Raw genomic sequence first — 21,377 nt, 5'->3', positions numbered from 1 at the left:
TCGGTGATACTCGGCAGCTGAGCGTCGCAGCCGACAAGTTTCAGTTTCACTCTCCCTCCGGGCAACGGTTAAGTGGACGGCCTCTCGTGGTGTGCATATGACCGGGGACGCCGGCGGCGACATGCTCTCGTGGGACGAGTCGGTGTTCCGCGACGAGTCGGTGTTCGAGATCGACCACGTCCCCGAGACGTTCCGCCACCGCGAGAGCCAGCTGGAGAGCCTGAAGTACGCGCTCCGCCCCGCGGTGCGCGGCTCTCGCCCCCTCAACACGATGGTGCGCGGCCCGCCCGGCACCGGCAAGACGACCGCGGTCCAGAAGCTGTTCGGCGAGCTCGGCGCCCGCACCGACGTCCGGACGGTCCGCGTCAACTGCCAAGTCGACTCGACGCGGTACGCCGTCTTCTCGCGGCTGTTCGAGGGGATATTCGACTACGAGCCGCCCTCCTCGGGGATCTCCTTCAAGAAGCTGTTCGGTCAGATCACCGACCGGCTCGTCGAGGAGGACGACGTGCTCGTCGTCGCCTTAGACGACGTGAACTACCTCTTCTACGAGAACGAGGCGTCGGACACCCTCTACTCGCTTCTGCGCGCCCACGAGGCGCACTCGGGCGCGAAGATCGGCGTCATCGTCGTCTCCTCGGACCTCGGGCTCGACGTGATCGACGACCTCGACACCCGCGTGCAGTCGGTGTTCCGCCCGGAGGAGGTGTACTTCCCCGTCTACGACGCCACCGAGATCTACGACATCCTCTTCGAGCGCGCGAAGCGCGGCTTCCACGACGGCGTCATCGCCGACGCCGAGCTGGAGCGCGTCGCCGACCTCACCGCCGAGAGCGGCGACCTCCGGGTCGGGATCGACCTGCTCCGCCGCGCCGGACTGAACGCCGAGATGCGCGCCTCGAAGACGATCGCCGACGAGGACGTCGAGTCGGCGTACGACAAGTCGAAACACGTCCACCTCTCGCGGTCGCTCCGTGGGCTCTCGGAGTCCGAGCGCGCCCTCGTCCGCGTCCTCGCGGAGAACGACGGCGAGCGCGCCGGGACGGTGTACGAGGCGTTCCGCGACGAGACCGACCTCGGCTACACCCGTTACTCCGAGATCATCAACAAGCTCGACCAGCTCGGCGTGATCGAGGCCGAGTACGCCGACGTCGAGGGGCGCGGCCGCTCCCGCGAGCTCTCCCTGGCCTACGACGCGGAGGCGGTGCTGGACCGGCTGGAGTGATCGACGCCGACGCCTTTTCGGTTCTCCCCGTCGAGTCGGTGGTATGAAGACGAGCGGCGGGAGCGACGCGGCGAAGCGACGCGCCGGCGAGTCGGCGGCGGCGGCGGTCGACGACGGCGACGTCGTCGGCCTCGGAACGGGCTCGACCGCGGCCCACGCGATCCGCAGACTGGGCGAACGAGTCGACGCCGGGCTGGACGTCCGCGGGGTTCCGACCTCGTTCGCGAGCCGCGAACTCGCCGCCGACCGCGGGATCCCGCTGCTCGACCTCGACGAGGCGACGGGGCCCGACGCGCCCGGGATCGACGTCGCGATCGACGGCGCGGACCAGGTCGCGGTCGGCGACGGCGGGCCGACCGCGGGCCCGCTCATAAAGGGCGGCGGCGCCGCGCACGCCCGCGAGAAGCTGGTCGACGCCGCGGCCGACCGCTTCCTCGTCGTCGCCGACCCGTCGAAGGAGGCCGCGGCTCTCGACCGCCCCGTTCCGGTAGAGGTGCTTCCCGCCGGCCGATCCGCGGTGGCCGAGGCGGTCCGCGCGGCGGGCGGCGAGCCGACCCTCCGCCGCGCGGAGGGGAAGGACGGCCCGGTCGTCACCGACAACGGGAACCTCGTGCTCGACTGTTCGTTCGGCGAAATCGCGGAGCCCTCGGCGCTCGCGACGACCCTCTCCGCGACGCCGGGCGTCGTCGAACACGGCCTCTTCGTCGACCTCGCCGACGAGGTCCACGTCGGAACGGACTCCGGGGTTCGGGTGCTCACGCGCTGATCTCCGGGACGCGGTCGCTACCGACGTGCGCGGCGGTCCCGCCGCTCTGCGGTCGGCGCGCGGTCAAAAAATCGGGTCGAGAGTCGCGTCCGCCTTAGAGGTCGCGCGGCTGGACCGTCTTCCGGTCGTTGGCCTCGGCGCGGCGCGCGGCGTCTTCGAGCAGCTCGTCCACTTCGTCGTCGAGCGCGTCGTAGAAGTCCGAAGCGACGTTCTTGTCGTCCAGCGCTTCCTTGACGGCCGCTTTGACAATAAGGTCTGCCATGCGATCGGTGATATCCATCGACAGTTAATAAGAGTTCCTGAATTCGACCGCGAGGGGCGCCCTGCGGCCCGTTCGCGAGGGGGTGCCGGAATGCTTCCTTATAAGCTTTGTGAGACCGCTCGGCGAGCGGGGCCGCTCGCCCGCCGCGGACCGATAGGTTCGACCCGTTCGGCCCCTGACGGGGACGCATGCGCGACACGCTCAAGGCGCTCGACGCCGGCGATATCGGCGTCGCGGAGGCGGAATCGCGGCTCGCGGGCTACGCGACGACGGCGGCCGGCCGGTTCGACGCCGCCCGCGAGCACCGACGAGGGATCCCCGAGGCGATCCTCGCGGAGGGGAAGACGCCGGCGGAGGTCGCGGCGCTGACGGCGACCGCGGTCGAGACGACCGGCCGCGCGCTCGTCACCCGGGCCGACGTCGAGGACGCGGCGGCGATCCGGACGGCGATGGCGGACCTCGATCTCGAGACCGCGGCGTCGCTCGACCCCACCGTCGACCACGACGAGCGGGCCGGGACCGTCGTCGTCCACGCCGCCGACTTCGACCCGCCCGCGCTCGACGCGACGCTCTCGGTCGTCGCGGCGGGCACCGCCGACGCGGCGGCCGCGGGCGAGGCGGCGGTGGTCGCCGGCGAGATCGGCGCGACCGTCGACCGCGTGGACGACGTCGGCGTCGCGAACCTCGACCGGATCCTGGACCAGCGCGACCGGGTCCGCGAGGCCGACGTCGTCGTGGTCGCGGCGGGCCGCGAGGGGGCGCTCCCCACGGTCGTCGCGGGACTCGTCGCGGCGCCGGTGATCGCGCTCCCGGTGTCGACGGGATACGGCGTCGGCGGCGAGGGCGTCGCCGCGCTCCACGGTGCGCTCCAGTCCTGTTCGGTGCTCACGACGGTGAACGTCGACGCCGGCTTCGTCGCCGGGGCGCAGGCGGGGCTGATAGCGCGCGCGGTCGACGCGGCGCGGCGCGACTGACCGCCGGCTCCCCACCCGTCTCATGACGGGGCTTTATATGTAGATTTCCGGAAGCTGGCGGGGGTGAGAAAGGGTATTTGTCCGTCGAAACCTTACGATCTATCGCCGGCAATCACCGGTACCGAATGCCACTCTGTGACCACTGCGGGTCGCACGTCTCGGACCGCTTCGCACGCGTCTTCGCGGACGAGTACGGCGACCTGAACGCCTGTCCGGACTGTTCCGCGAACGCCGGGATCGCCGAAGTCTCCCGAGAACGCGCTCGTACTGGGGACTGACCCGGTCGATCCCGCCGCGACACCGCACCCGACCGCGTTCGCGCCGCCCGCGCGTCCGGCTTCCCCGACCGCGCCGAGACCGGCAGGTATTCCTCGCGCCCGCGCCGACCGGGCGCCGTGTCGACGCCGAGTCAGGACGCGCCGCACCACGTCTACGTGATCGAGTGCGCGGACGGGACGCTGTACACCGGCTACACCACCGACGTGGAGCGGCGCGTTGCCGAGCACGACGCCGGAGAGGGCGCGAAGTACACCAGGGGACGGACTCCCGTGACCTTACGGCACGTTGAGTCGTTCGACTCGAAGTCGGCGGCGATGTCGCGGGAACACGAGATCAAGTCGCTCACCCGCGCGCAGAAGGAGGCGCTGATCGGGGCGGAGAACGACTGAGTCACGCCGGCCGATCCGCGGGGCTCGGCCGGTGTCGGTCGGCTCCCGGCTACTCCACGAGCCGTTCGATTTCGGTGACCAGGATGCCGCTCGCGCCGACAGTCTTCAGCTCCGAGATCGTCGCGAACACGTCGCGCTCCTCGACGACGGCGTGGACCGCCACCATCCCGTTCCCGTCCTCGTCGGCCTCGACGTCCATCACCGTCGGGCCGCCGAGCCCGGGGATCACGTCTTTGACCTCGTCGAGCCGCTCCGTCGGCGCGTTCATCATCAGGTAGCGCCGGCCGTCGGCCGCGAGCACGGACTCGAACGCGGTCAACACCTGTTCGACCTTCGGGTCGTCGACCACGTCGGGGCGCGCGAACAGCCGCACCGAGGAGTCGAGCACGTCGTCGATCACGGCCAAGCGGTTCACCTTCAGCGTCGTCCCCGTCGAGGTGATGTCGACGATGGCGTCGGCCATGTCGACGTGGGGCGTCAGCTCCGTCGCGCCCGTCACGGTGACCACGTCGGCGTCGACGCCCACCCGATCGAGGTAGTCGTGGGTGACCGCCGGGAACTCGGTGGCGACGGTCCCGCCGGCGAGGTCGCCGACGGTCTCGACCGCGCCGTCCTCCGGGGCCGCGAGGACGAGCTTACAGGAGCCGTACCCCAGATCGAGCAGGTCGACGAGGTCGCCGTCGGCCGCGGACGCGGCGCCGTCCGCCACGCCGCCGGACTCCGCCGCCTGATCGAGCCCCGTGATCCCGAGGTCGGCCGCGCCGTCCCGGACGTACTCGGGGATGTCGGCCGCGCGCGCGAACAGCACCGTCACGTCGGGGTCGACGGTGTCGGCGTACAGCTGGCGGTCGGCGGTCTCCTCGACGTGGAGCCCCGCGCGCTCCAACAGCGAGAGCGTCGGGTCGTGCAGGCGGCCCTTGTTGGGGACGGCGATGCGCATACGGATAGCGTCGCGGGGCGACGGGGAAACGTTTTCGTCCGGTGAGCGGCGGACGGGATCCATGCGCAGCCGACTAATCAGACACCGTGGCGGCGGCGCGTGCCGACGAGCGGCCGACAGGCCGTGAGTCAGCGCGCGCGAGGGAGTCGCTGGCGTGGGACGCGCCAGCGACAGGGCGAGAGCAAAGCTCTCGCTTGCAACCGGCGCGTAGCGCCGGTGACGAGGCTGGGGAGGCGTGAGGTACGGTGGCCGTGCGGGGGCGGGACTCAAAGGGGCAGTCGCCGGCGGCTTCGCCGCCGGCTGCCAGAGGCGCGAAGCGCCTCGCTGTCGCGAGGACGAAGCACGCTGCAGCAAGCACCGCAGCGAACAACGCGAGTGAGGAGCGCAGCAAAGCGCGCGAGTCCTCGCGGCTGGGGCTTTGGCGGTGTTCACCGTCGATCGGCAGCCAACGGTTTATAACCGAGCGGCCGGGACTTTGGAGACCTCGATCCTCTCTACCGACCGGCATTCCCGCCTCCGGCCGCGCCAAACCGCCGTCTGACCACCCAATACGCGACGGGGAGACAGCAGGCGAACGCGATCGGCCAGACGGTCAGCTGCGCGGCCGGGTCGGGCGGCGACACGAGGCTTCCGGCGATCATCCCGCCGATTCCGGCGACGGCGACGGTAACGGCGGCTCGCTCCACTCGGCCCGGCGGCCGCTCGCGGGGCCGCCCGCGACGCCACCAGAGGAGGTAGTACGCCAGTACGATCCCCGAGAGCGGTGCGAAGACGGCCCAGACGGTCGGATAATCGCTTCCGCGAGCGTGTGCGTCGAAGTTCACCCAGACGCCTGTCGCCAACAGAACGAACAGGAAGAGGGCCATGCCGAACGCGACGGCGGGTGAGAACGGGAGGGACACGATCTGGTGTTCAGCCCGATCGATAATGGGTCTTCTCCGGAGCGGAACCGTCCGCGCGAGACGATTTCGCCGCAGTCACTTACCTAGCCGCGCCGCTCAAGTGTCTCGCCACCCAACGACGCGTATCGTGAGCGACGCCGACTCTCCCCTCTCGGAGGACCGCCCGACCGTCGACCGCCCGCTCCGGGTCGACGCCCCGTTCGAGCCCGCGGGCGACCAGCCCGAGGCGATCGAACAGCTGGTCGAGGGGTACGAGTCGGGCGCCGACAAGCAGACCCTCCTCGGCGTCACCGGCTCCGGGAAGACGAACACCGTCTCGTGGGTCGCCGAGGAGCTGGACCAGCCGACGCTCGTGTTGGCCCACAACAAGACGCTCGCGGCCCAGCTGTACGAGGAGTTCCGCGAGCTGTTCCCGGACAACGCCGTCGAGTACTTCGTCTCCTACTACGACTACTACCAGCCGGAGGCGTACGTCGAGCAGACGGACACGTTCATCGACAAGGAGATGTCGATAAACGAGGAGATCGACCGCCTCCGCCACTCCGCGACCCGCTCCCTGCTCACCCGCGACGACGTGATCGTCGTCGCCTCGGTCTCGGCCATCTACGGGCTCGGCGACCCGCAGAACTACCGCGACATGGCGCTCCGCCTGGAGGTCGGCGAGGAGGTCGGCCGCGAGGAGCTGCTCGCCCGGCTCGTCGACCTGAACTACGAGCGCAACGACGTGGACTTCACGCAGGGCACCTTCCGCGTCCGCGGCGACACCGTCGAGATCTACCCGATGTACGGGCGGTACGCGGTCCGGGTGGAGCTGTGGGGCGACGAGATAGACCGCATGATCAAGGTCGACCCGATGAAAGGCGAGGTCGTGAGCGAGGAGCCCGCGGTCATGCTTCACCCCGCCGAGCACTACTCGATCCCCGACGACCAGCTGGAGCAGGCGATCGCGGAGATCGAGGACCTGATGGAGAAACGGGTCAGCTACTTCGAGCGGCAGGGCGATCTGGTCGCCGCCCAGCGCATCGAGGAGCGGACCACCTTCGACATCGAGATGCTCCGGGAGGCGGGCTACTGTTCGGGGATCGAGAACTACTCGGTGCACATGGACGACCGGGAGTCGGGCGACGCCCCCTACACCCTCCTCGACTACTTCCCCGACGACTTCCTCACCGTGATCGACGAGTCCCACCAGACGATCCCCCAGATCAAAGGGCAGTACGAGGGGGACAAGTCCCGGAAGGACTCGCTCGTCGAGAACGGGTTCCGGCTCCCGACCGCCTACGACAACCGTCCGCTCACCTTCGAGGAGTTCGAGGAGAAGACGGACCGGACCCTCTACGTCTCGGCGACCCCGAGCGACTACGAGCGCGAGACCTCCGACCGCATCGTCGAGCAGATCGTCCGGCCGACCCATCTCGTCGACCCGAAGGTGGAGGTGACGGGGGCGACCGGGCAGGTCGAGGACCTCCTCGATCGGGTCGACGACCGGATCGAGCGCGACGAGCGCGTCCTCGTCACCACGCTCACCAAGCGGATGGCCGAGGACCTCACGGAGTACTTCGAGGAGGCCGGCGTCGACGTGGCGTACATGCACGACGAGACGGACACCCTCGAGCGCCACGAGATCATCCGCGACCTCCGGCTCGGCAACATCGACGTGCTCGTCGGGATCAACCTGCTCCGCGAGGGGCTCGACATTCCGGAGGTCTCGCTCGTCGCGATCCTCGACGCCGACCAGGAGGGGTTCCTCCGCTCGACGACGACTCTCGTCCAGACGATGGGGCGGGCCGCCCGCAACGTCAACGGCGAGGTCGTCCTCTACGCCGACCGGATGGCCGACTCGATGGAGGCGGCGATCGAGGAGACCCAGCGCCGCCGCGAGATCCAACTGGAGTACAACGCCGAGCACGGCTACGAGGCGACGACGATCGACAAGCCGGTCGGCGAGACGAACCTCCCGGGGTCGAAGACGGACACCTCGTCGGTCAGCGTCGGCGACGTCGAGAGCGAAGACGAGGCCGAAGCGCAGATCGAGGCGCTCGAAGACCGGATGGAGGAGGCCGCGAGCAACCTGGAGTTCGAACTCGCCGCGGACATCCGCGACCGGATCGCCGAGCTCCGCCGGGCCTTCGAACTCGACGCCGACGACGGAGGCGTGCCCGCGCCGATGGTCGACGAGTAGGCCGGCGCGCCGATCCGTCTCGGCCGTCCGTCTCGACCGTCTCGCTCGACCCGGCTCGACCGTCCCGCTTCCACGCCCTCGGTTCGACGCCTCCGATCGCCCCGCGTCCGCCCGATTCTCACGCGCCGAGACGCGCGACGACGGGGTTTTATCTCCGACCGTCAGAGCCCGTCACATGCACCGCCGCGCGGTCGTCGTCGGCGCCCTCACCGCCGCCACGGCGGGGTGCGTCGACCGCCTCCACGACCTCGCGGCGTCGACGCCCCGCGACCTCGGCGTCCGGAGCCGCTCCATCGACGGGAACCCGCTGGTCGACGGACAGAGCGTCCTCGACCGTCCCGCGGAGATCATCACCCACGCCGCCTCCTTCCGATCGAGCGCGGAGGCGAGGAGCGCGCTCCGTCCCGACGCGACGGAGACGCGGGCGTTCGTCGACGCGACCGCCTTCGTCGACGACGACGGGGAGGCCGTGCTCGTCGTCGCCCAGCGGCTCACGGCGCCGGCCGTCGCGCTCCGACTCGGTGCGATCAGCCGCACCGGCGACCGCTCGCTCCGGATCGCCGTCGACCGAGTCGGCGTCCGCGGCGACGTCGACACCGACGACCCGGTCGTCAAGACCCTCCTGATCCGACTGACGGACGAGCGGGGACCGCCCGAGCGCGTCGTCGTCTCGATCGACGGCGACCGCGCCGGCGTGACCGTGTAGGGCCCCGCCGCGGGCGACGCGTTCAGATCGCGCGCCGCCGACCCGCGTCGCGCCCCTCGCATCCCGGCACCGATCCCGTCTCAGTCCCGCGATCGTTTTGTGTCCCGGCGACGTTCCCGTCGGTATGACAGCTCTCCGCCGCCGCCTCCTCGGACTCGTCCTGCTCGCGGTCGCCGGCGCCGCGTTCGCGGGCGCCGCCACCGTCGCGCCCGCGGTCGTCCCCGGATCGGCGACCGCGTCCGGCACCCCAGACTTCGTCGTGCCGTCCCCGGTCTCGCTGTTGGTCGCGCCCGCGCTCCTCGCGGCCGGGTCGGTACTGGTGGTCTCCGGCGGGGCCGCGCTCGTCGACGCCGACCTCTCCGCGCGGACCGCCCTCCTCGCGCCCGCGCTCGGTGCCGTCGGCGCGCTCGCGCTCGGCGCGGGGATCGGTGCGGGCTTCGGGGCGTCCCTCGCCGCGTTTGGCCTTCCGGAGTCGCTCGCGGCGCTGCGCTCCGGTCCGCCCGCCGCGGTCGCGGCCGGCGCCGTCGTCGGCGGGGCGGTGGCGCCCGTCGTGCGCGCGTCGACCACGGAGGACACGGTCGCGCTGCTCGTCGCCGCGGTCCTGCTGCTCGCCTCGGTCGTCGCCGTCCCCGGCTCGGTGCTCGCTCTCGTCGCCGGGGGCGTCGCCGGCGTCCTCGCGGTGGGCGCGCTCTGGGCGGTCGATCCGGCGAACTGGCGCCCCTGACGGCCCGGATTCGTTCGAGACCGACTCCGACCCTAGTTCCCCGGGCGCTCGCTCTCGGCCTCCAGCTCGACGTCGCGGTCGGCCTCGCAGGTCTCCTCCTCCTGCCGGGTGAGGTCGACGTCGTCCGAGTCTCACGTCTCGTCGGTCTCTCGCTCGCGTCCGGCTCCGGGTTCGCGCTCCTCGCCGAACTGCTCGGCGGAGTCATCGCGACTGGACTACGCGGGTGCTTGACGCCGCCAGTTGGGCACTGTAGCGACCACCCGTAACCGGAGATTACCGCTCAGTCCCCGTCTCGGCACCGCCCATTCGTGGATCGGAGGAACGACTCCGCCCTCCTAGTGTGAAAGTGAACTTGTTATACTGCAATTTTGTTGGTAATACTTATACCGGTGGAGTCTGTGTGGTCCGATACGGTTCACACGGCTACACTCACGTCACGCTGTAAGACCGTCTCCCGAGCGACACGACTGCGGTCGGACTCACCAGACTGATGCTAGACAGTGGCAGAGGCAATTCAACGCAATCGGTCACGTTTGAGATGACCAACGATGAGTGAAAGCGAAAACGCAAACACGAACGCGAGTACAGGCGCAGACATAGAGACGGACATCTTCTCGGAGAGAAAACAGCTGAAGCCCTACGAGTACAGCGAGTTTCTCGACTACGTCGAGGCGATCCGGAACAGCTACTGGGTACACACGGAGTTTAATTTCGACGGAGATGTCCAAGACTTCAGGGTCAACACGACTCCTGCTGAGCAGACCGTTATCAAGCGGACGATGTTGGCTATCGCGCAGATCGAGGTGCAAGTGAAGACGTTTTGGTCGGATATCTACGAGGAGATGCCCAAAGCCGAGGTCGGGAACGTGGGTATGACCTTTGCGGAAAGCGAGGTGCGGCACATGGACGCCTACAGTCACCTACTCGACGTCTTAGGAATCACGGACGATTTCGAGCAGGTAACTGAGGAGCCGGCGATCAAAGAGCGGATCGAGTATCTCGATGAGTATCTGGAGAAGAGCGAGAGCGATGACGAACGGGAGTACGTGATGAGCATCCTGCTGTTCAGTACGTTCGTCGAACACGTCTCGCTATTCAGCCAGTTCCTCATAATGACGAGCTTCGACAAGCACGAAAAGAAGTTCACGGGGATAGCGAACGCCGTCGAAGCAACCAGCAAAGAGGAGCAGATTCACGGTCTGTTCGGGATTGAGCTGGTGGAGACGATCAGCGAGGAGAACCCGGACCTCTTCGATGACGACTTTGAGGAGGACGTCCAAGAGGCCTGTCGGCAGGCCTACGAGGCAGAGCTGGAGATTCTGAATTGGATATTTGCTGACGGCGAGCTGGAGTTCCTTCCTCGAGCGCACGTCGACGCGTTTCTGCGAGACCGGTTCAATCAGAGTCTAGAAACCGTCGGCGTGGAACCGATATTCGAGACGGACGACGACCTGCTTGAGGAGACGCGCTGGTTCGACGAGGACATTATGATGACCAAGGACAACGACTTCTTCAGCAAGCGGTCGACCACGTACAACAAACACACGCAGAGCGTTACCGCCGAGGACATGTTCTAACAATGGCACAAACAGAATTCGAAAGCGTTGAGCAACAGCATACGGAACCGTTCTACTGGCTGAACGAGGACAGTAGGGAGTTTCTCAGAGAGGGGTACCTGATCGAGGGCGTCGAAGCGGAAGAGAGAGTCAGGCAGATAGCGGAGCGCGCCGAAGAGATCCTCGGTGAGGAGGGCTTCGCGGACAAGTTTTACGAGTACATGAGTCGGGGCTTCTATAGTCTCGCGAGCCCGGTGTGGTCCAACTTCGGACTGGACAGAGGCCTTCCTATCAGTTGCTTCGGCAGCTACATGGAGGATAGCATCGAGAGCATTCTCTACACCCAAGCCGAGGTGGGTGAGATGACCAAGCAGGGCGGCGGCACGAGCGGGTACTTCGGTGAGCTGCGGCCGCGAGGCAGTCCGATAACGAACAACGGCAAGAGCAACGGGAGTTACAGCTTCACAGAGCTGTTCGATACGATCATCAACGTCATCAGCCAGGGCGAAACCCGGCGGGGGCAGTTCGCCGGCTACATCGACGTCGAACACGACGACCTGGAAGAATGGCTTAACATCAAAACCGAAGGGGACCCAGTACAGGACATCTACTACGGAGTCATCATCGGTGACGACTGGTTTCAGGCGATGATTGACGGCGATGAAGAGAAGCGAGAGACTTGGGCGGACATTATCGAGACCCGGATCAATATCGGCGTTCCGTATATAATCTTCCGGGGGAACATGAACGAGGGGAAGCCACAGGTCTACAAGGACAAGGATTACCAGATAAACGCGTCCAACCTGTGTACCGAGATAGCGCTGCCGGCCACGGCGGACGAGAGCTTCGTCTGCTGTCTCTCAAGTATGAACGCTCTCCACTACGACGAATGGAAGGATACCGATGCAGTGGAGACTCTGACGCGATTCCTGGACGCGGTGATGGAGGAATTCATCCAGCGCACGGAGGGAGTACAGTTCATGGAGCGGGCCGTGCGGTTCGCGAAGAGACACAGAGCGATAGGGATCGGCGTCCTCGGGTGGCACAGCTACCTCCAGAGCAACATGATCCCCTTCGACAGCATGGAGGCGATGGAGAAGAACGGGGAGATCTTCCGGATCATCAAAGAGCGGAGCTACGAGGCGAGTGAAGCGCTTGCGGATGAGTTCGGGGAGCCGGAGGTTCTCGAGGGCTACGGCAGGCGGAACACGACGACGATGAGCGTGGCTCCGACGAAATCGAGCAGCGTCATTCTGGGTCAGGTCAGTCCGAGCATCGAGCCGCTGAAATCGAACTACTTCGTGCGAGACGGTGCGAAGCTAAAGTCGACGCAAAAAAACAGATTCCTTCAGGCGATACTGGCGGAGCGGGGCAGAGACACCCGCGAAGTCTGGGACAGCATCGCCAATAAGGACGGGAGCGTTCGACATCTCGAGTGTCTGACGGACGAAGAGAAAGAGGTGTTCAAGACCTTCGCCGAGATACCGCAGATGGCGATCATCAATCAGGCGGCACAGAGACAGAAACACATAGACCAAGCACAGAGCGTGAACATCTCGATCGATCCGAGTGAAGTGAGCGTCAAGGAGATCAATCAGCTCTACATAGAAGCTTGGAAAAAAGGGGTCAAGAGCCTCTACTATCAGCACAGCGTGAATGCCGCACAGAAATTCAGTCGAGATATTCTCGAGTGTAGAGCCTGTGAAAGCTGATCGCTACTCGTGGCGGCTCGCCTACCGTCTCAGTCACTCCCAGACTCCGACTCCAGATCGATGTCCCGGTCCGCCTCGAGGTGGGCGTCTTCGGCTCTGGGAACGTCAGCGACCCGTGCGGCGGCGCGATCGTGGTTCCGGCGAGCTTCTCTGTCGACGACGTGCGGCAGCCGCGAGTCGGGCTTACGTCCCCGGGCGCTCGCTCTCGGCCTCCAGCTCGACATCCCGGTCGGCCTCGCGGGTCTCTCCCTCCTGACGGGCGAGGTCGACGTCGCGGGCCGTGTCCGCGTCGCGGGTCTCGTCGGTCCGTAGATCGCTGTCGGCGACGGTGTCGAGTTGTTCGAGGGCGCTCTCGATGTCCTCCAAGCCGAGCATCTTCTCCGTCTCCTCGTCGAACTCCTTGCTCTCTAACCCCTCCATCTGCTGGACGTCGGAGCCGGAGAGCGCCTTGCCGTAGCGGCCGACGAGGCTGGTGAGCTCCTGCGGGAGGACGAACGTCGTCGATTCGCCCTTGCCGATCTCTTCGAGCGTCTCCATCCCGCGCTCGATGATGGCGCGCTCGCCCATCGACTCCGCGGACCGCGCCCGGAGGACCGTCGAGATCGCGTCCCCCTGCGCCTCGAGGATCTGGCTCTGCTTTTCCCCCTGCGCCCGGATGATGTTCGACTGCTTGTCACCCTCGGCCTGCTCGACCGCCGAGCGGCGGTCCCCCTGCGCCTCGAGGATCATCGCGCGGCGGCGGCGCTCGGCACCGGTCTGTTGTTCCATCGCCCGCTGGACCTCCTGCGAGGGACTCACTTCGCGGACCTCGACGGCCTCGACGCGGATCCCCCACTCGTCGGTCGGCTCGTCTAACTCCTCGTTGATGCGGTCGTTGATCTGGTCGCGACGGGAGAGCGTGTCGTCGAGCTCCATGTCGCCGAGGACGGCCCGGAGCGTGGTCTGCGCGAGGTTCGAGACCGCCTTCTTGTAGTCGTCCACCTCGAGGAACGCCTTCTTCGCGTCCATCACCTTGATGTAGACGACCGCGTCCGCCGTCACCGGCGAGTTGTCCCGCGTGATCGCCTCCTGCTGCGGGACGTCGAGCGTCTGCGTCCGCATGTCGAACGCGTACGTCCGGGAGACGAACGGCGGAATGAGGTGGACGCCCGGCTGGAGGAGCTTCCGGTACTCGCCGAACACCGTGAGCGCCTCCTTTTCGTAGGCGTCGACGATCTCGACCGCGCTGACGACCGTGACCGCCGCCAGCAACACCGCGAGCGCTCCGACGCCGAAGACGAGGCTCTGGCTGAGGAGGGCGAAAGCGACGAGGAGGGCGGCGCCGAGCGCCGTGTACTGCCAGACGGCGTCCGGGATACCGCCGACCGCGTCCTCTAGCTCGAGGGTCTCGCCGCGCGGACCTTGGGTTCCCATAACTTGAGTTACGGTTCGACGCTGTTAACGGTTCGCACGAGTCGGGCGCGGCAGCGGTGCCACGCCACGATGCCGTCTCCGAGAAACCGGTAACGCCGGCAACTGCGGGCGCAGTTAAATACGTGGCGGGCCCACGTCGATCCATGCCATCCGACGAGGACCAGCCCGACCGCGAGTTCCGCACCCGAAGCGTCCACGCCGGCTCCGACCCGGACCCGGCGACCGGCGCCCGGGCCACGCCCATCTACCAGACGACGTCCTACGAGTTCGAGGACGCCGACCACGCCGCCCGGCTGTTCGCGCTGGAGGAGGCCGGCAACGTCTACTCCCGGATCATGAACCCGACGAACGGCGCCCTCGAAGAGCGGCTCGCCTCCCTGGAGAACGGCGTCGGCGCGATCGCCACCGCTTCCGGGATGGCGTCGCTCGACCTGGCGACGTTCATGCTCGCGTCCGCGGGCGACAACATCGTCTCCTCGTCGGCGCTGTACGGCGGCACCTACACCTACCTCACCCACTCCGTCGAGCGGCGCGGGGTCTCGACGCGGTTCGTCGACCCGCTCGACTACGAGGGATACGCCGACGCCATCGACGAGGACACCGCCTACGTCCACATCGAAACCATCGGGAACCCCGCCCTCGTCACGCCGGACATCCAGCGGATCGCCGACATCGCCCACGAGCACGGCGCCCCGCTGTTCGTCGACAACACGTTCGCGACGCCGTACCTCTGCCGCCCGCTCGACCACGGCGCTGACCTCGTCTGGGAGTCGACGACGAAGTGGCTCACCGGCAACGGCACCACCGTCGGCGGCGTCCTCGTCGACGGCGGCTCCTTCCCGTGGGGCGAGTACCCCGAGAAGTTCCCGGAGATCGCGCAGGACAACCCCGCGTACCACGGGATCAACTACGTCGACGCGTTCGGCGAGGCGGCGTTCACCTTCGCGGCGGTCACCCGCGGGCTGCGCGACTTGGGGAACCAGCAGTCGCCGTTCGACGCGTGGAACACGCTCCAGCAGACGGAGTCGCTTCCCCTCCGAATGGACCGCCACTGCGAGAACGCCGGCATCGTCGCGGAGTACCTCGACGAGCACGGGGACGTGGCGTGGGTGAACTACCCCGGACTGGAGAGCCACGAGACCCACGCGGAGGCGAGCGAGTACTTGGAGGGCGGCTACGGCGGCATGATCACCTTCGGGCTGGAGGGCGGCTACGAGGCCGCGAAGGGCACCGTCGAGAACGCCGACCTCGCGTCGCTGCTGGCGAACGTGGGCGACGCGAAGACGCTCGTCATCCACCCGGCGTCGACGACTCACCAGCAGTTGACCGAAGCAGAACAGGAGGACGCCGGCGTCACCGGTGACATGGTGCGGCTCTCCGTCGGCATCGAGGACCCCGCCGACATCGTCGCCGACCTCGAAGCGGCGATCGAGCGCGCGACGGCGTAACCGGCCGCGAGACGGCCGCCTTCGTTTATAAGTCGTCGGCGTCGAACTTCCAGAGCCCGACCAGCGGCGGCGCGACCGTCCAGAACACGAGCATCGACGCCGCCGATATCTGTCGGTTGACGGTCTCGCCCGCGAACAGCTGCCCGCCGAGGAACGCGTTCGACAGGATCTCGACGCCGGTCGTCGGGTTCGACACCCGGAGGAACGTCCGGACCTGCTCCGTCGACACCGGGAGCGGGTCGACGATCCCGCCGGCGGCGCCGAGGAACTGGCCGGTGACGGCACCCCACAGCAGCACGAACAGGACGTAGATCGAGACGCCGCCGATCAGGGCGCGCCGCTGGGTCGACGCGGCGGCCGAGCAGCCGACCGCGATCGCGACGAAGACGACCCCGAGCACCGCGGCGAAGACGGTGAACCCGAAGTACGAGCCGACGTTGAACGCCGCGATCCCCCCGGTCTGCGCGAGCACGGCCAGCACGGCGGCGGGGAGCAGGAACCCGACGAACACCGCGACCGACAGCGCGGCGCCGCGGCCGACGACCTTCCCGAAGACGACGTCGGCCCGCGAGTGCGGCAGCGAGAGGAGCAGCTTCAGGGATCCGGACTCGCGCTCGCCGCTCACGGCGTTGTAGCCGATCACGACCGCGACGAGGGGGACGAGCGTCGTCACGAGGAACGGTCTGACGAAGAAGCGGAGGAGGAGCTCCGTCGCGAACTGCTCGCCCTGTCCCGTCGGCCTGATCACGAACGCGAAGACGGCGACGAGTAGCGAGAACAGCGCCACGAGAGCGATCATCCCCCGCGAGCGCACCGCGTCTTGGAAGTCCTTCTCCGCGATGGCGGCGAGGGTCATTCGGCCACCTCCTCGTCCGGAGCGACCGAGCCGGGCCGTCCGCCGTCGGATCCCGCCGCGTCGCCCTCAGCCGCGTCGCCCTCCGCCGCGTCGCCTTCCGCCGCGTCGCCTTCCGTGTACGCCAGGAACAGGTCTTCCAGCGACGCCTCCCGGGTGTGGAAGTCGGCGACGTCGACGCCGGCGTCCTCCAGCGCGGCGATGACGCGTGTCTTCGCGCCGTCGGCGCAGCTCACGACGAGCGCGTCGCCGTCGCGGTCGACGCGGCTGCCGCCGTCGACCGCGTGGACCGCCTCGACTGCCGCGTCGCTCGCACCGCCCGTCCCGCTCGCGTCGCCGACCGATATCTCCAGCGTCTCCTCGCCGCCGACGGCCTCGCGGAGGCCCTCGACGGAGTCCTCGGCGACGAGCTCGCCGTCGCGGAGGATCCCGACGCGGTCGCAGACGGCGTCGACCTGTTCGAGGATGTGCGAGGAGAAGAAGACGGTCGCGCCGCGGTCGGCCTCGCGCTGGACGATCTCTCGCATCTCCTTCGCGCCCGCGGGGTCGAGCCCGGAGGAGGGCTCGTCGAGGACGAGCAGGTCGGGCTCGCCGACGAGCGCCATCGCGAGCGCGAGCCGCTGGCGCATCCCCTTCGAGTAGCCGCCGGCCTTCCGGTCGGCGTCGTCGAGCAGCCCCACGCGCTCTAACAGGGCGTCTGGGTCGTCGTCGGCCTCCTTCGATCGGACCGCGAACTCGACGTGCTTCCGCCCGGAGAGCCGGTCGTACACGGCGAACCCGTCCGGGAGCACCCCGGTCCGCCGCCGGATCGCGACCCCGTCGCCGGTGGCGTCGCGTCCGAGGACGCGCACCGTCCCCGCGGTCGGGCGGACGAGGTCGAGCAGCATGTCGATCGTCGTCGACTTGCCGGCGCCGTTCGGGCCGAGAAACCCGTACACCTCGCCCTCCTGTACGGTGAGGTCGAGGTCACGGACGGCCGTGACGTCGCCGAACTCCTTCCGCACGCCACGCAGCTCGATGGCGGTCATACACTCCCGTTCCCGCGTCTCGCGATAAAGGGTTGCGGGTCTCGTCGGCCAGGCAGCGGCGCGTAGCGGCGTCGCCAAGCCGAGCGGTGCAGCACGCGCCGAACGCCCGCGACGCTCGGACTCGGAAACCGAAAGTGATTGCTCAGTTGAAGTAAAAAAATAAACCTACATAATATGACTATTACTCGTACCTCACCGTCGACGCTTCGACGACGGATCGAACGCATTTAGAATTTGAGACTTTTAGGCCGACTCGGCGGGTAGAGTCCACAAATTTTAATTAATACTCTTCGGGAGGTCGATCGGGATGCTTCCCGTACCACTCCAGTCGACTGTTCAGTTCGCTCACAGTCCATTATTAACATTTATAATTAGTTTGATACTTGTCGTCGCGCTGCTCGTGTGGCTGGACCTCCCGGCGTTCATCGGGCTGATCATCTCGGCGTTCCTAGTCGGCGTGGTAAACACGATCTTCGTCGCGGACTTCACCGCCGCGGACGCCGGGAGTGAGGTCGCGACGGCGTTCGGGAACGGAATGGCTGGGATCGGGATACCGATCCTCATGGCGGCGGTCATCGGGAAGGGAATGCTGGAGAGCGGCGCGGCACAGCGGGTCGTTCGCGGGTTCCAGGGCGTACTCGGCGAGAGTAATTCCGATATCGCGCTGCTCGGGAGCAGTTCGGTGCTCGCGGTTCCGGTCTTCTTCGACAGCGTGTTCTACCTGATGGCGCCGCTCGCACGGTCGATGCGCGCCCGAGTCGGCCGCGACTACACCCTGTTCATCGTCGACGTCGGCGCGGGGGCCGCGACGACGCACGTGTTCGTCCCGCCCACGCCCGGCCCGCTCGCGGTCGCCGACCAGATCGGAAGCAACCTGTTCACGACGATCGTCATCGGACTGGTGACCGCCATTCCGGCGGCGATCGTCTCCGGGCTCGTGTACGGACGCTGGATCAACAGCCGACTCGACATCCCGCTGCGTGACACGATGGCGACCTCGACGGAGGAGTTACAGGCGGCCGCGGACCGGCCGACCAGCGAGCTTCCGGGAATGCTCGAATCGCTGGCGCCGATCCTACTGGCGGTCCTGCTGATAGCGTCGTCGACGTTCGTTAACACGTTCCAGGAGGCGATTCCGGCCCTGGCCTCGGTACAGCCGATCACGGACTTCATCGGAAACAAGAACGTCGCGCTGACGGTCGCCGCGCTCGCGGCCGCGTACACGTTCTACCGCTACGACACCATGAGCCGGAGCGAGTGGAGCGACGAGCTCACCGAGGCCCTGAAAAGCGGCGGGAACATCGCCGCGATCACGGCGGCCGGCGGCGCGTTCGGCGCGCTGCTCGCGGCCTCCGGCATCGGTGACTACCTGGCCGGCGCGCTCCAAGAGGTGGGGGTCGGTCTGCTCGTCACGGCGTGGCTCATCGCCGCGATCGTGCGCATCGCACAGGGGTCGGCCACGGCCGCGATGCTCACCGCCGCCGGGATCATGGCGCCGCTTACCGGGCAGCTGACCGTCCACCCGGCCTACCTCGTGATGGTCATCGGCGCCGGCGGGAACATCTTCTCGTGGTTCAACGACTCCGGGTTCTGGCTCGTCAGCGAGATCGGGGGGCTCACCAAGACGGAGACGCTGAAGACTTGGACCGCGCTGACGACGATCATCTCGGTGACGGGGCTCGTCACCGTGCTGATCGTCTCCGCGGTCCTCCCGCTGGCCTGACGCGGTCGACTCGGCGTCCGTTTTCCCGCCGACGCCGACCGGGTGACCCTCGGCGCTACCCGTCGTCCTCGGGCGGCCACGCGACCCCGCGCTCGGCGAGGAGGTCGGCGAAGGCGTCCTCGTCGAGCACGGGGACGCCCTCGGCGTCGGCGTCACTTCGCTTCGACCGCCCGGGGCTCTCGCCGGCGACGAGGTAGTCTGTGTTGCCCGACACGCTCGACGTGGCGTTCGCCCCGTGCGCCTCCACGTGCGCCTGCGCCTCGCTCCGCGTCGCCGACAGCGACCCGGTGAAGACGAACGTGAGCCCGTCGAGCGCGTCGCCGGCCTCGACCTCGACCGACTCGGGCTCGACGCCGCGCTCGCGGAGCCCCTCGATGGCCGCCCGATTCTCGTCGCTGTCGAGGAACGCCCGGATCGACTCGGCCACCTCTGGACCGACGTCGTCGACCTCGCGAAGCGCCGCCTCGTCGGCGTCGAGGACCGCGTCGAGGTCGCCGAACGCCGCCGCGAGCGCGCGGGCGGTCGTCGCGCCCACGTCCGGGATCCCGAGCCCGGCGAGGAAGTCGCCGAGCGGCGGCTCCTTCGTCGCCTCCAGCTCCGCGACGAGGTTCTCGGCGCTCGTCTCTCCCCACCCCTCCAGCGCGGCGAGCTCCTCGACGGTCAGGTCGTAGAGGTCCGGCAGCGACTCCACGAGCCCGGCCTCGCGGAGCTGCTCGACGCGCTCGGGACCCAGCCCCTCGACGTCGAGCGCGTCCCGCCGCGCCCAGTGTTCGACCGCCCGCTCCAGCTGCGCCGGGCAGCCGAGCCCGCCGGTGCAGAAGGCGAGCGGGCCGTCGCGCTCGACGGGGGCCTCGCAGACCGGACACGCCTCGGGGAACTCGTACGCGCCCTCGGAGCGCTTCTCGACGACCTCGGGGACGTACGGGATCACGTCGCCGGCGCGGTAGATCCGCACGCGGTCGCCGACGTTCACGCCGAGCGTCTCGATCTCGGCGGGGTTGTGGAGGGTCGCCCGCGAGACGGTGACGCCGCCGACGTCGACGGGGGCGAGCTCGGCGACGGGGGTGAGCCGGCCCGTCCGCCCGACCTGCACGGTGATACCCTCCACCGTCGTCGTCGCGGTTCGGGGCGGGAACTTGTACGCGAACGCCCAGCGCGGCGCCCGCGAGGTCGACCCGAGCGCCTCGCGGTGCGCCCGGTCGTCGGCCGCGATCACGACGCCGTCGATCTCGTAGTCGAGGTCGTCGCGCTCGGCCATGAGGCGCTCGCGGTAGTCGAGCGCGCCCTCGATGTCGCCGACGCGCTCGACCCGGTCGGCGCGGCGGAGCCCGAACGCGTCGAACGCGTCGAACTCGGCCCAATGGGTGTCGGGGCGCTCCGGCGGCTCGGCGTCGTCGCCCTCTGCCCCTTCCGCCGCCCCGTCGCCGGCCTCCCACGCCAACACGTCGAAGAAGAAGACGTCGAGCGGGCGCTCGGCGACGACCGCGGGGTCGAGCTGTCGGAGGGTCCCGGCCGCGGCGTTGCGGGGGTTCGCGAACGGTTCCTCGCCGCGTTCGATCCGCTCCTCGTTGTACGCGTCGAACGCGTCGCGGGGCATGTACACCTCGCCGCGGACCGCCAGCGTCCCCGGCGGGTCACCGCGGAGCCGGCCCGGAACCGAGCGGATCGTCCGCACCTGCTCGGTGACGTCGTCGCCCTCGAGGCCGTCGCCGCGAGTCGCGGCGCGGGCGTAGACGCCGTCCTCGTACACCACCTCGACGGAGAGGCCGTCGAACTTCGGCTCGCAGACGTACGCGACGTCGTCGGGGTCGAACCCCTCGGCGTCGAGCCCGCGCCGGACGCGCTCGTCGAACTCGCGGACCGCCTCCGCCTCCGTCGCGTTGTCGATGGAGCGCATCGGCGCGACGTGCTCGACGGTCTCCAGTTCGTCGAGCGGCTCGCCGCCGACGCGGCGGGTAGGCGAGCCGTCGGTCGGGAGGTCGAACGCGTCCTCCAGCTCTTTGAGCCGGGCGAACAGCCGGTCGTACGTCTCGTCGGAGACCAGCGGGTCCGCCTCGACGTAGTACCGGTGGTCGTGCTCCCGGACCGCCGCCCGGAGCAGGGAGGCCTGCTCGGCGGCGTCCTCGGTCGAGAGCTCCTCGACCGGCTCGAAGTCGGTCGGCGGCGACTCGACGTAGGGGTTCTCGTCCGGGTCCGCGTGCCGGGGCGACGACCCGGATTGCGCGCTCGTCATCGACCGATCCTTGCGGCGGCTCGGGTTAAAAGCGACCGTTCGCGGGCGATCGGACTCCAGTC

19 protein-coding genes are annotated in these 21,377 nt (G+C 68.3%); 12 read left to right on the top strand and 7 right to left on the bottom strand.

The genetic code is table 11. From position 1 onward, the window contains the following. Window positions 1–97: 97 nt before the first annotated feature. Both DJ82_RS01745 and rpiA read left to right on the top strand, forming a co-directional pair. The gene (locus DJ82_RS01745; RefSeq protein ID WP_094522852.1) at window positions 98–1,225 is read left to right on the top strand and encodes an ORC1-type DNA replication protein; all 1,128 of its coding nucleotides are present in this window, start codon (window positions 98–100) and stop codon (window positions 1,223–1,225) included. A 43-nt stretch (window positions 1,226–1,268) separates the two neighbouring features. Beyond that, window positions 1,269–1,991: a ribose-5-phosphate isomerase RpiA gene (gene rpiA / locus DJ82_RS01740; RefSeq protein ID WP_094580915.1), complete on the top strand. Its 723-nt coding sequence runs from the start codon at window positions 1,269–1,271 to the stop codon at window positions 1,989–1,991. Between the two features lie 94 nt (window positions 1,992–2,085). On the opposite strand, the gene DJ82_RS01735 is transcribed toward rpiA, so the two are convergent. Continuing rightward, a complete protein-coding gene (locus tag DJ82_RS01735; protein ID WP_004047560.1) occupies window positions 2,086–2,253 on the bottom strand; it encodes a DUF1931 family protein in 168 nt (55 codons plus the stop codon). 188 nt (window positions 2,254–2,441) lie between these two features. Here DJ82_RS01735 and larB point away from each other — a divergent pair, with 188 nt between their 5' ends. The 3 genes from larB to DJ82_RS01725 all read left to right on the top strand — a co-directional run bounded on the left by larB (window position 2,442) and on the right by DJ82_RS01725 (window position 3,895). Next, window positions 2,442–3,227, top strand: a complete 786-nt coding sequence (larB, locus tag DJ82_RS01730) for a nickel pincer cofactor biosynthesis protein LarB (RefSeq protein WP_094580914.1) — start codon at window positions 2,442–2,444, stop codon at window positions 3,225–3,227. 125 nt (window positions 3,228–3,352) lie between these two features. Continuing rightward, window positions 3,353–3,505 carry a hypothetical protein gene (locus DJ82_RS14875; RefSeq protein WP_170938278.1) on the top strand — a complete coding sequence of 51 codons (153 nt, stop codon included), beginning with the start codon at window positions 3,353–3,355 and terminating at the stop codon, window positions 3,503–3,505. Window positions 3,506–3,622: 117 nt separating this feature from the next. Further along, window positions 3,623–3,895 (top strand): GIY-YIG nuclease family protein, encoded by a 273-nt coding sequence (locus tag DJ82_RS01725; protein ID WP_094522858.1) that lies wholly within the window; start codon window positions 3,623–3,625, stop codon window positions 3,893–3,895. A 49-nt stretch (window positions 3,896–3,944) separates the two neighbouring features. Here DJ82_RS01725 and hisG read toward each other — a convergent pair whose 3' ends face one another. Both hisG and DJ82_RS01715 read right to left on the bottom strand, forming a co-directional pair. Then, a complete protein-coding gene (gene hisG, locus DJ82_RS01720; RefSeq protein ID WP_094522860.1) occupies window positions 3,945–4,835 on the bottom strand; it encodes an ATP phosphoribosyltransferase in 891 nt (296 codons plus the stop codon). 494 nt (window positions 4,836–5,329) lie between these two features. Further along, window positions 5,330–5,737, bottom strand: a complete 408-nt coding sequence (locus DJ82_RS01715; RefSeq protein ID WP_094522862.1) for a hypothetical protein — start codon at window positions 5,735–5,737, stop codon at window positions 5,330–5,332. A 127-nt stretch (window positions 5,738–5,864) separates the two neighbouring features. Between DJ82_RS01715 and uvrB the strand changes: the two genes are divergently transcribed. The 5 genes from uvrB to DJ82_RS01690 all read left to right on the top strand — a co-directional run bounded on the left by uvrB (window position 5,865) and on the right by DJ82_RS01690 (window position 12,617). Then, window positions 5,865–7,919: an excinuclease ABC subunit UvrB gene (uvrB, locus tag DJ82_RS01710; RefSeq protein WP_094580913.1), complete on the top strand. Its 2,055-nt coding sequence runs from the start codon at window positions 5,865–5,867 to the stop codon at window positions 7,917–7,919. Between the two features lie 175 nt (window positions 7,920–8,094). Continuing rightward, complete coding sequence (locus DJ82_RS01705) at window positions 8,095–8,625, top strand: hypothetical protein (RefSeq protein WP_094522866.1); 531 nt, start codon at window positions 8,095–8,097, stop codon at window positions 8,623–8,625. Window positions 8,626–8,749: 124 nt separating this feature from the next. Next, entirely contained in the window at window positions 8,750–9,349 is a 600-nt protein-coding gene (locus DJ82_RS01700; protein WP_094522868.1) for a hypothetical protein, read from the top strand. 548 nt (window positions 9,350–9,897) lie between these two features. Beyond that, window positions 9,898–10,926 (top strand): ribonucleotide-diphosphate reductase subunit beta, encoded by a 1,029-nt coding sequence (locus DJ82_RS01695; RefSeq protein ID WP_094522870.1) that lies wholly within the window; start codon window positions 9,898–9,900, stop codon window positions 10,924–10,926. 2 nt (window positions 10,927–10,928) lie between these two features. Continuing rightward, a complete protein-coding gene (locus DJ82_RS01690; RefSeq protein ID WP_094580912.1) occupies window positions 10,929–12,617 on the top strand; it encodes a ribonucleoside-diphosphate reductase subunit alpha in 1,689 nt (562 codons plus the stop codon). Window positions 12,618–12,800: 183 nt separating this feature from the next. Here the strand turns inward: DJ82_RS01690 and DJ82_RS01685 are convergent, their stop codons facing one another. Next, a complete protein-coding gene (locus tag DJ82_RS01685; protein ID WP_094580911.1) occupies window positions 12,801–14,030 on the bottom strand; it encodes an SPFH domain-containing protein in 1,230 nt (409 codons plus the stop codon). Between the two features lie 143 nt (window positions 14,031–14,173). Between DJ82_RS01685 and DJ82_RS01680 the strand changes: the two genes are divergently transcribed. Further along, complete coding sequence (locus DJ82_RS01680) at window positions 14,174–15,478, top strand: O-acetylhomoserine aminocarboxypropyltransferase/cysteine synthase family protein (protein ID WP_094580910.1); 1,305 nt, start codon at window positions 14,174–14,176, stop codon at window positions 15,476–15,478. 25 nt (window positions 15,479–15,503) lie between these two features. Here DJ82_RS01680 and DJ82_RS01675 read toward each other — a convergent pair whose 3' ends face one another. Both DJ82_RS01675 and DJ82_RS01670 read right to left on the bottom strand, forming a co-directional pair. Then, a complete protein-coding gene (locus DJ82_RS01675) occupies window positions 15,504–16,334 on the bottom strand; it encodes an ABC transporter permease (protein WP_094523771.1) in 831 nt (276 codons plus the stop codon). Then, the gene (locus DJ82_RS01670) at window positions 16,331–17,359 is read right to left on the bottom strand and encodes an ABC transporter ATP-binding protein (RefSeq protein ID WP_241881371.1); all 1,029 of its coding nucleotides are present in this window, start codon (window positions 17,357–17,359) and stop codon (window positions 16,331–16,333) included. The genes DJ82_RS01675 and DJ82_RS01670 overlap by 4 nt, the downstream gene beginning before the upstream one ends. A 307-nt stretch (window positions 17,360–17,666) precedes the next feature. Here DJ82_RS01670 and DJ82_RS01665 point away from each other — a divergent pair, with 307 nt between their 5' ends. Next, window positions 17,667–19,082 carry a GntP family permease gene (locus DJ82_RS01665; protein ID WP_094580909.1) on the top strand — a complete coding sequence of 472 codons (1,416 nt, stop codon included), beginning with the start codon at window positions 17,667–17,669 and terminating at the stop codon, window positions 19,080–19,082. Between the two features lie 55 nt (window positions 19,083–19,137). Here the strand turns inward: DJ82_RS01665 and ligA are convergent, their stop codons facing one another. Next, window positions 19,138–21,315, bottom strand: coding sequence for an NAD-dependent DNA ligase LigA (gene ligA / locus DJ82_RS01660; protein ID WP_094523773.1), 2,178 nt, complete (start codon window positions 21,313–21,315; stop codon window positions 19,138–19,140). Between the last annotated feature and the right edge of the window lie 62 nt (window positions 21,316–21,377).

Source organism: Halorubrum sp. Ib24, from assembly GCF_002252745.1.
Lineage (GTDB): Archaea > Halobacteriota > Halobacteria > Halobacteriales > Haloferacaceae > Halorubrum.
This window is presented reverse-complemented; position numbering and strand designations above follow the sequence as displayed.

What these genes read in the sequence shown, in the direction of transcription:
- DJ82_RS01745 (WP_094522852.1), top strand. Translation starts at nt 98, where the DNA reads ATGACCGGGGACGCCGGCGGCGACATGCTCTCGTGGGACGAGTCGGTG.
- DJ82_RS01695 (WP_094522870.1), top strand. Translation starts at nt 9,898, where the DNA reads ATGAGTGAAAGCGAAAACGCAAACACGAACGCGAGTACAGGCGCAGAC.
- DJ82_RS14875 (WP_170938278.1), top strand. Translation starts at nt 3,353, where the DNA reads ATGCCACTCTGTGACCACTGCGGGTCGCACGTCTCGGACCGCTTCGCA.
- DJ82_RS01705 (WP_094522866.1), top strand. Translation starts at nt 8,095, where the DNA reads ATGCACCGCCGCGCGGTCGTCGTCGGCGCCCTCACCGCCGCCACGGCG.
- DJ82_RS01690 (WP_094580912.1), top strand. Translation starts at nt 10,929, where the DNA reads ATGGCACAAACAGAATTCGAAAGCGTTGAGCAACAGCATACGGAACCG.
- DJ82_RS01670 (WP_241881371.1), bottom strand. Translation starts at nt 17,359, where the DNA reads ATGACCGCCATCGAGCTGCGTGGCGTGCGGAAGGAGTTCGGCGACGTC.
- DJ82_RS01685 (WP_094580911.1), bottom strand. Translation starts at nt 14,030, where the DNA reads ATGGGAACCCAAGGTCCGCGCGGCGAGACCCTCGAGCTAGAGGACGCG.
- hisG (WP_094522860.1), bottom strand. Translation starts at nt 4,835, where the DNA reads ATGCGCATCGCCGTCCCCAACAAGGGCCGCCTGCACGACCCGACGCTC.
- larB (WP_094580914.1), top strand. Translation starts at nt 2,442, where the DNA reads ATGCGCGACACGCTCAAGGCGCTCGACGCCGGCGATATCGGCGTCGCG.
- DJ82_RS01675 (WP_094523771.1), bottom strand. Translation starts at nt 16,334, where the DNA reads ATGACCCTCGCCGCCATCGCGGAGAAGGACTTCCAAGACGCGGTGCGC.
- rpiA (WP_094580915.1), top strand. Translation starts at nt 1,269, where the DNA reads ATGAAGACGAGCGGCGGGAGCGACGCGGCGAAGCGACGCGCCGGCGAG.
- DJ82_RS01735 (WP_004047560.1), bottom strand. Translation starts at nt 2,253, where the DNA reads ATGGCAGACCTTATTGTCAAAGCGGCCGTCAAGGAAGCGCTGGACGAC.
- ligA (WP_094523773.1), bottom strand. Translation starts at nt 21,315, where the DNA reads ATGACGAGCGCGCAATCCGGGTCGTCGCCCCGGCACGCGGACCCGGAC.
- DJ82_RS01665 (WP_094580909.1), top strand. Translation starts at nt 17,667, where the DNA reads ATGCTTCCCGTACCACTCCAGTCGACTGTTCAGTTCGCTCACAGTCCA.
- DJ82_RS01680 (WP_094580910.1), top strand. Translation starts at nt 14,174, where the DNA reads ATGCCATCCGACGAGGACCAGCCCGACCGCGAGTTCCGCACCCGAAGC.
- DJ82_RS01700 (WP_094522868.1), top strand. Translation starts at nt 8,750, where the DNA reads ATGACAGCTCTCCGCCGCCGCCTCCTCGGACTCGTCCTGCTCGCGGTC.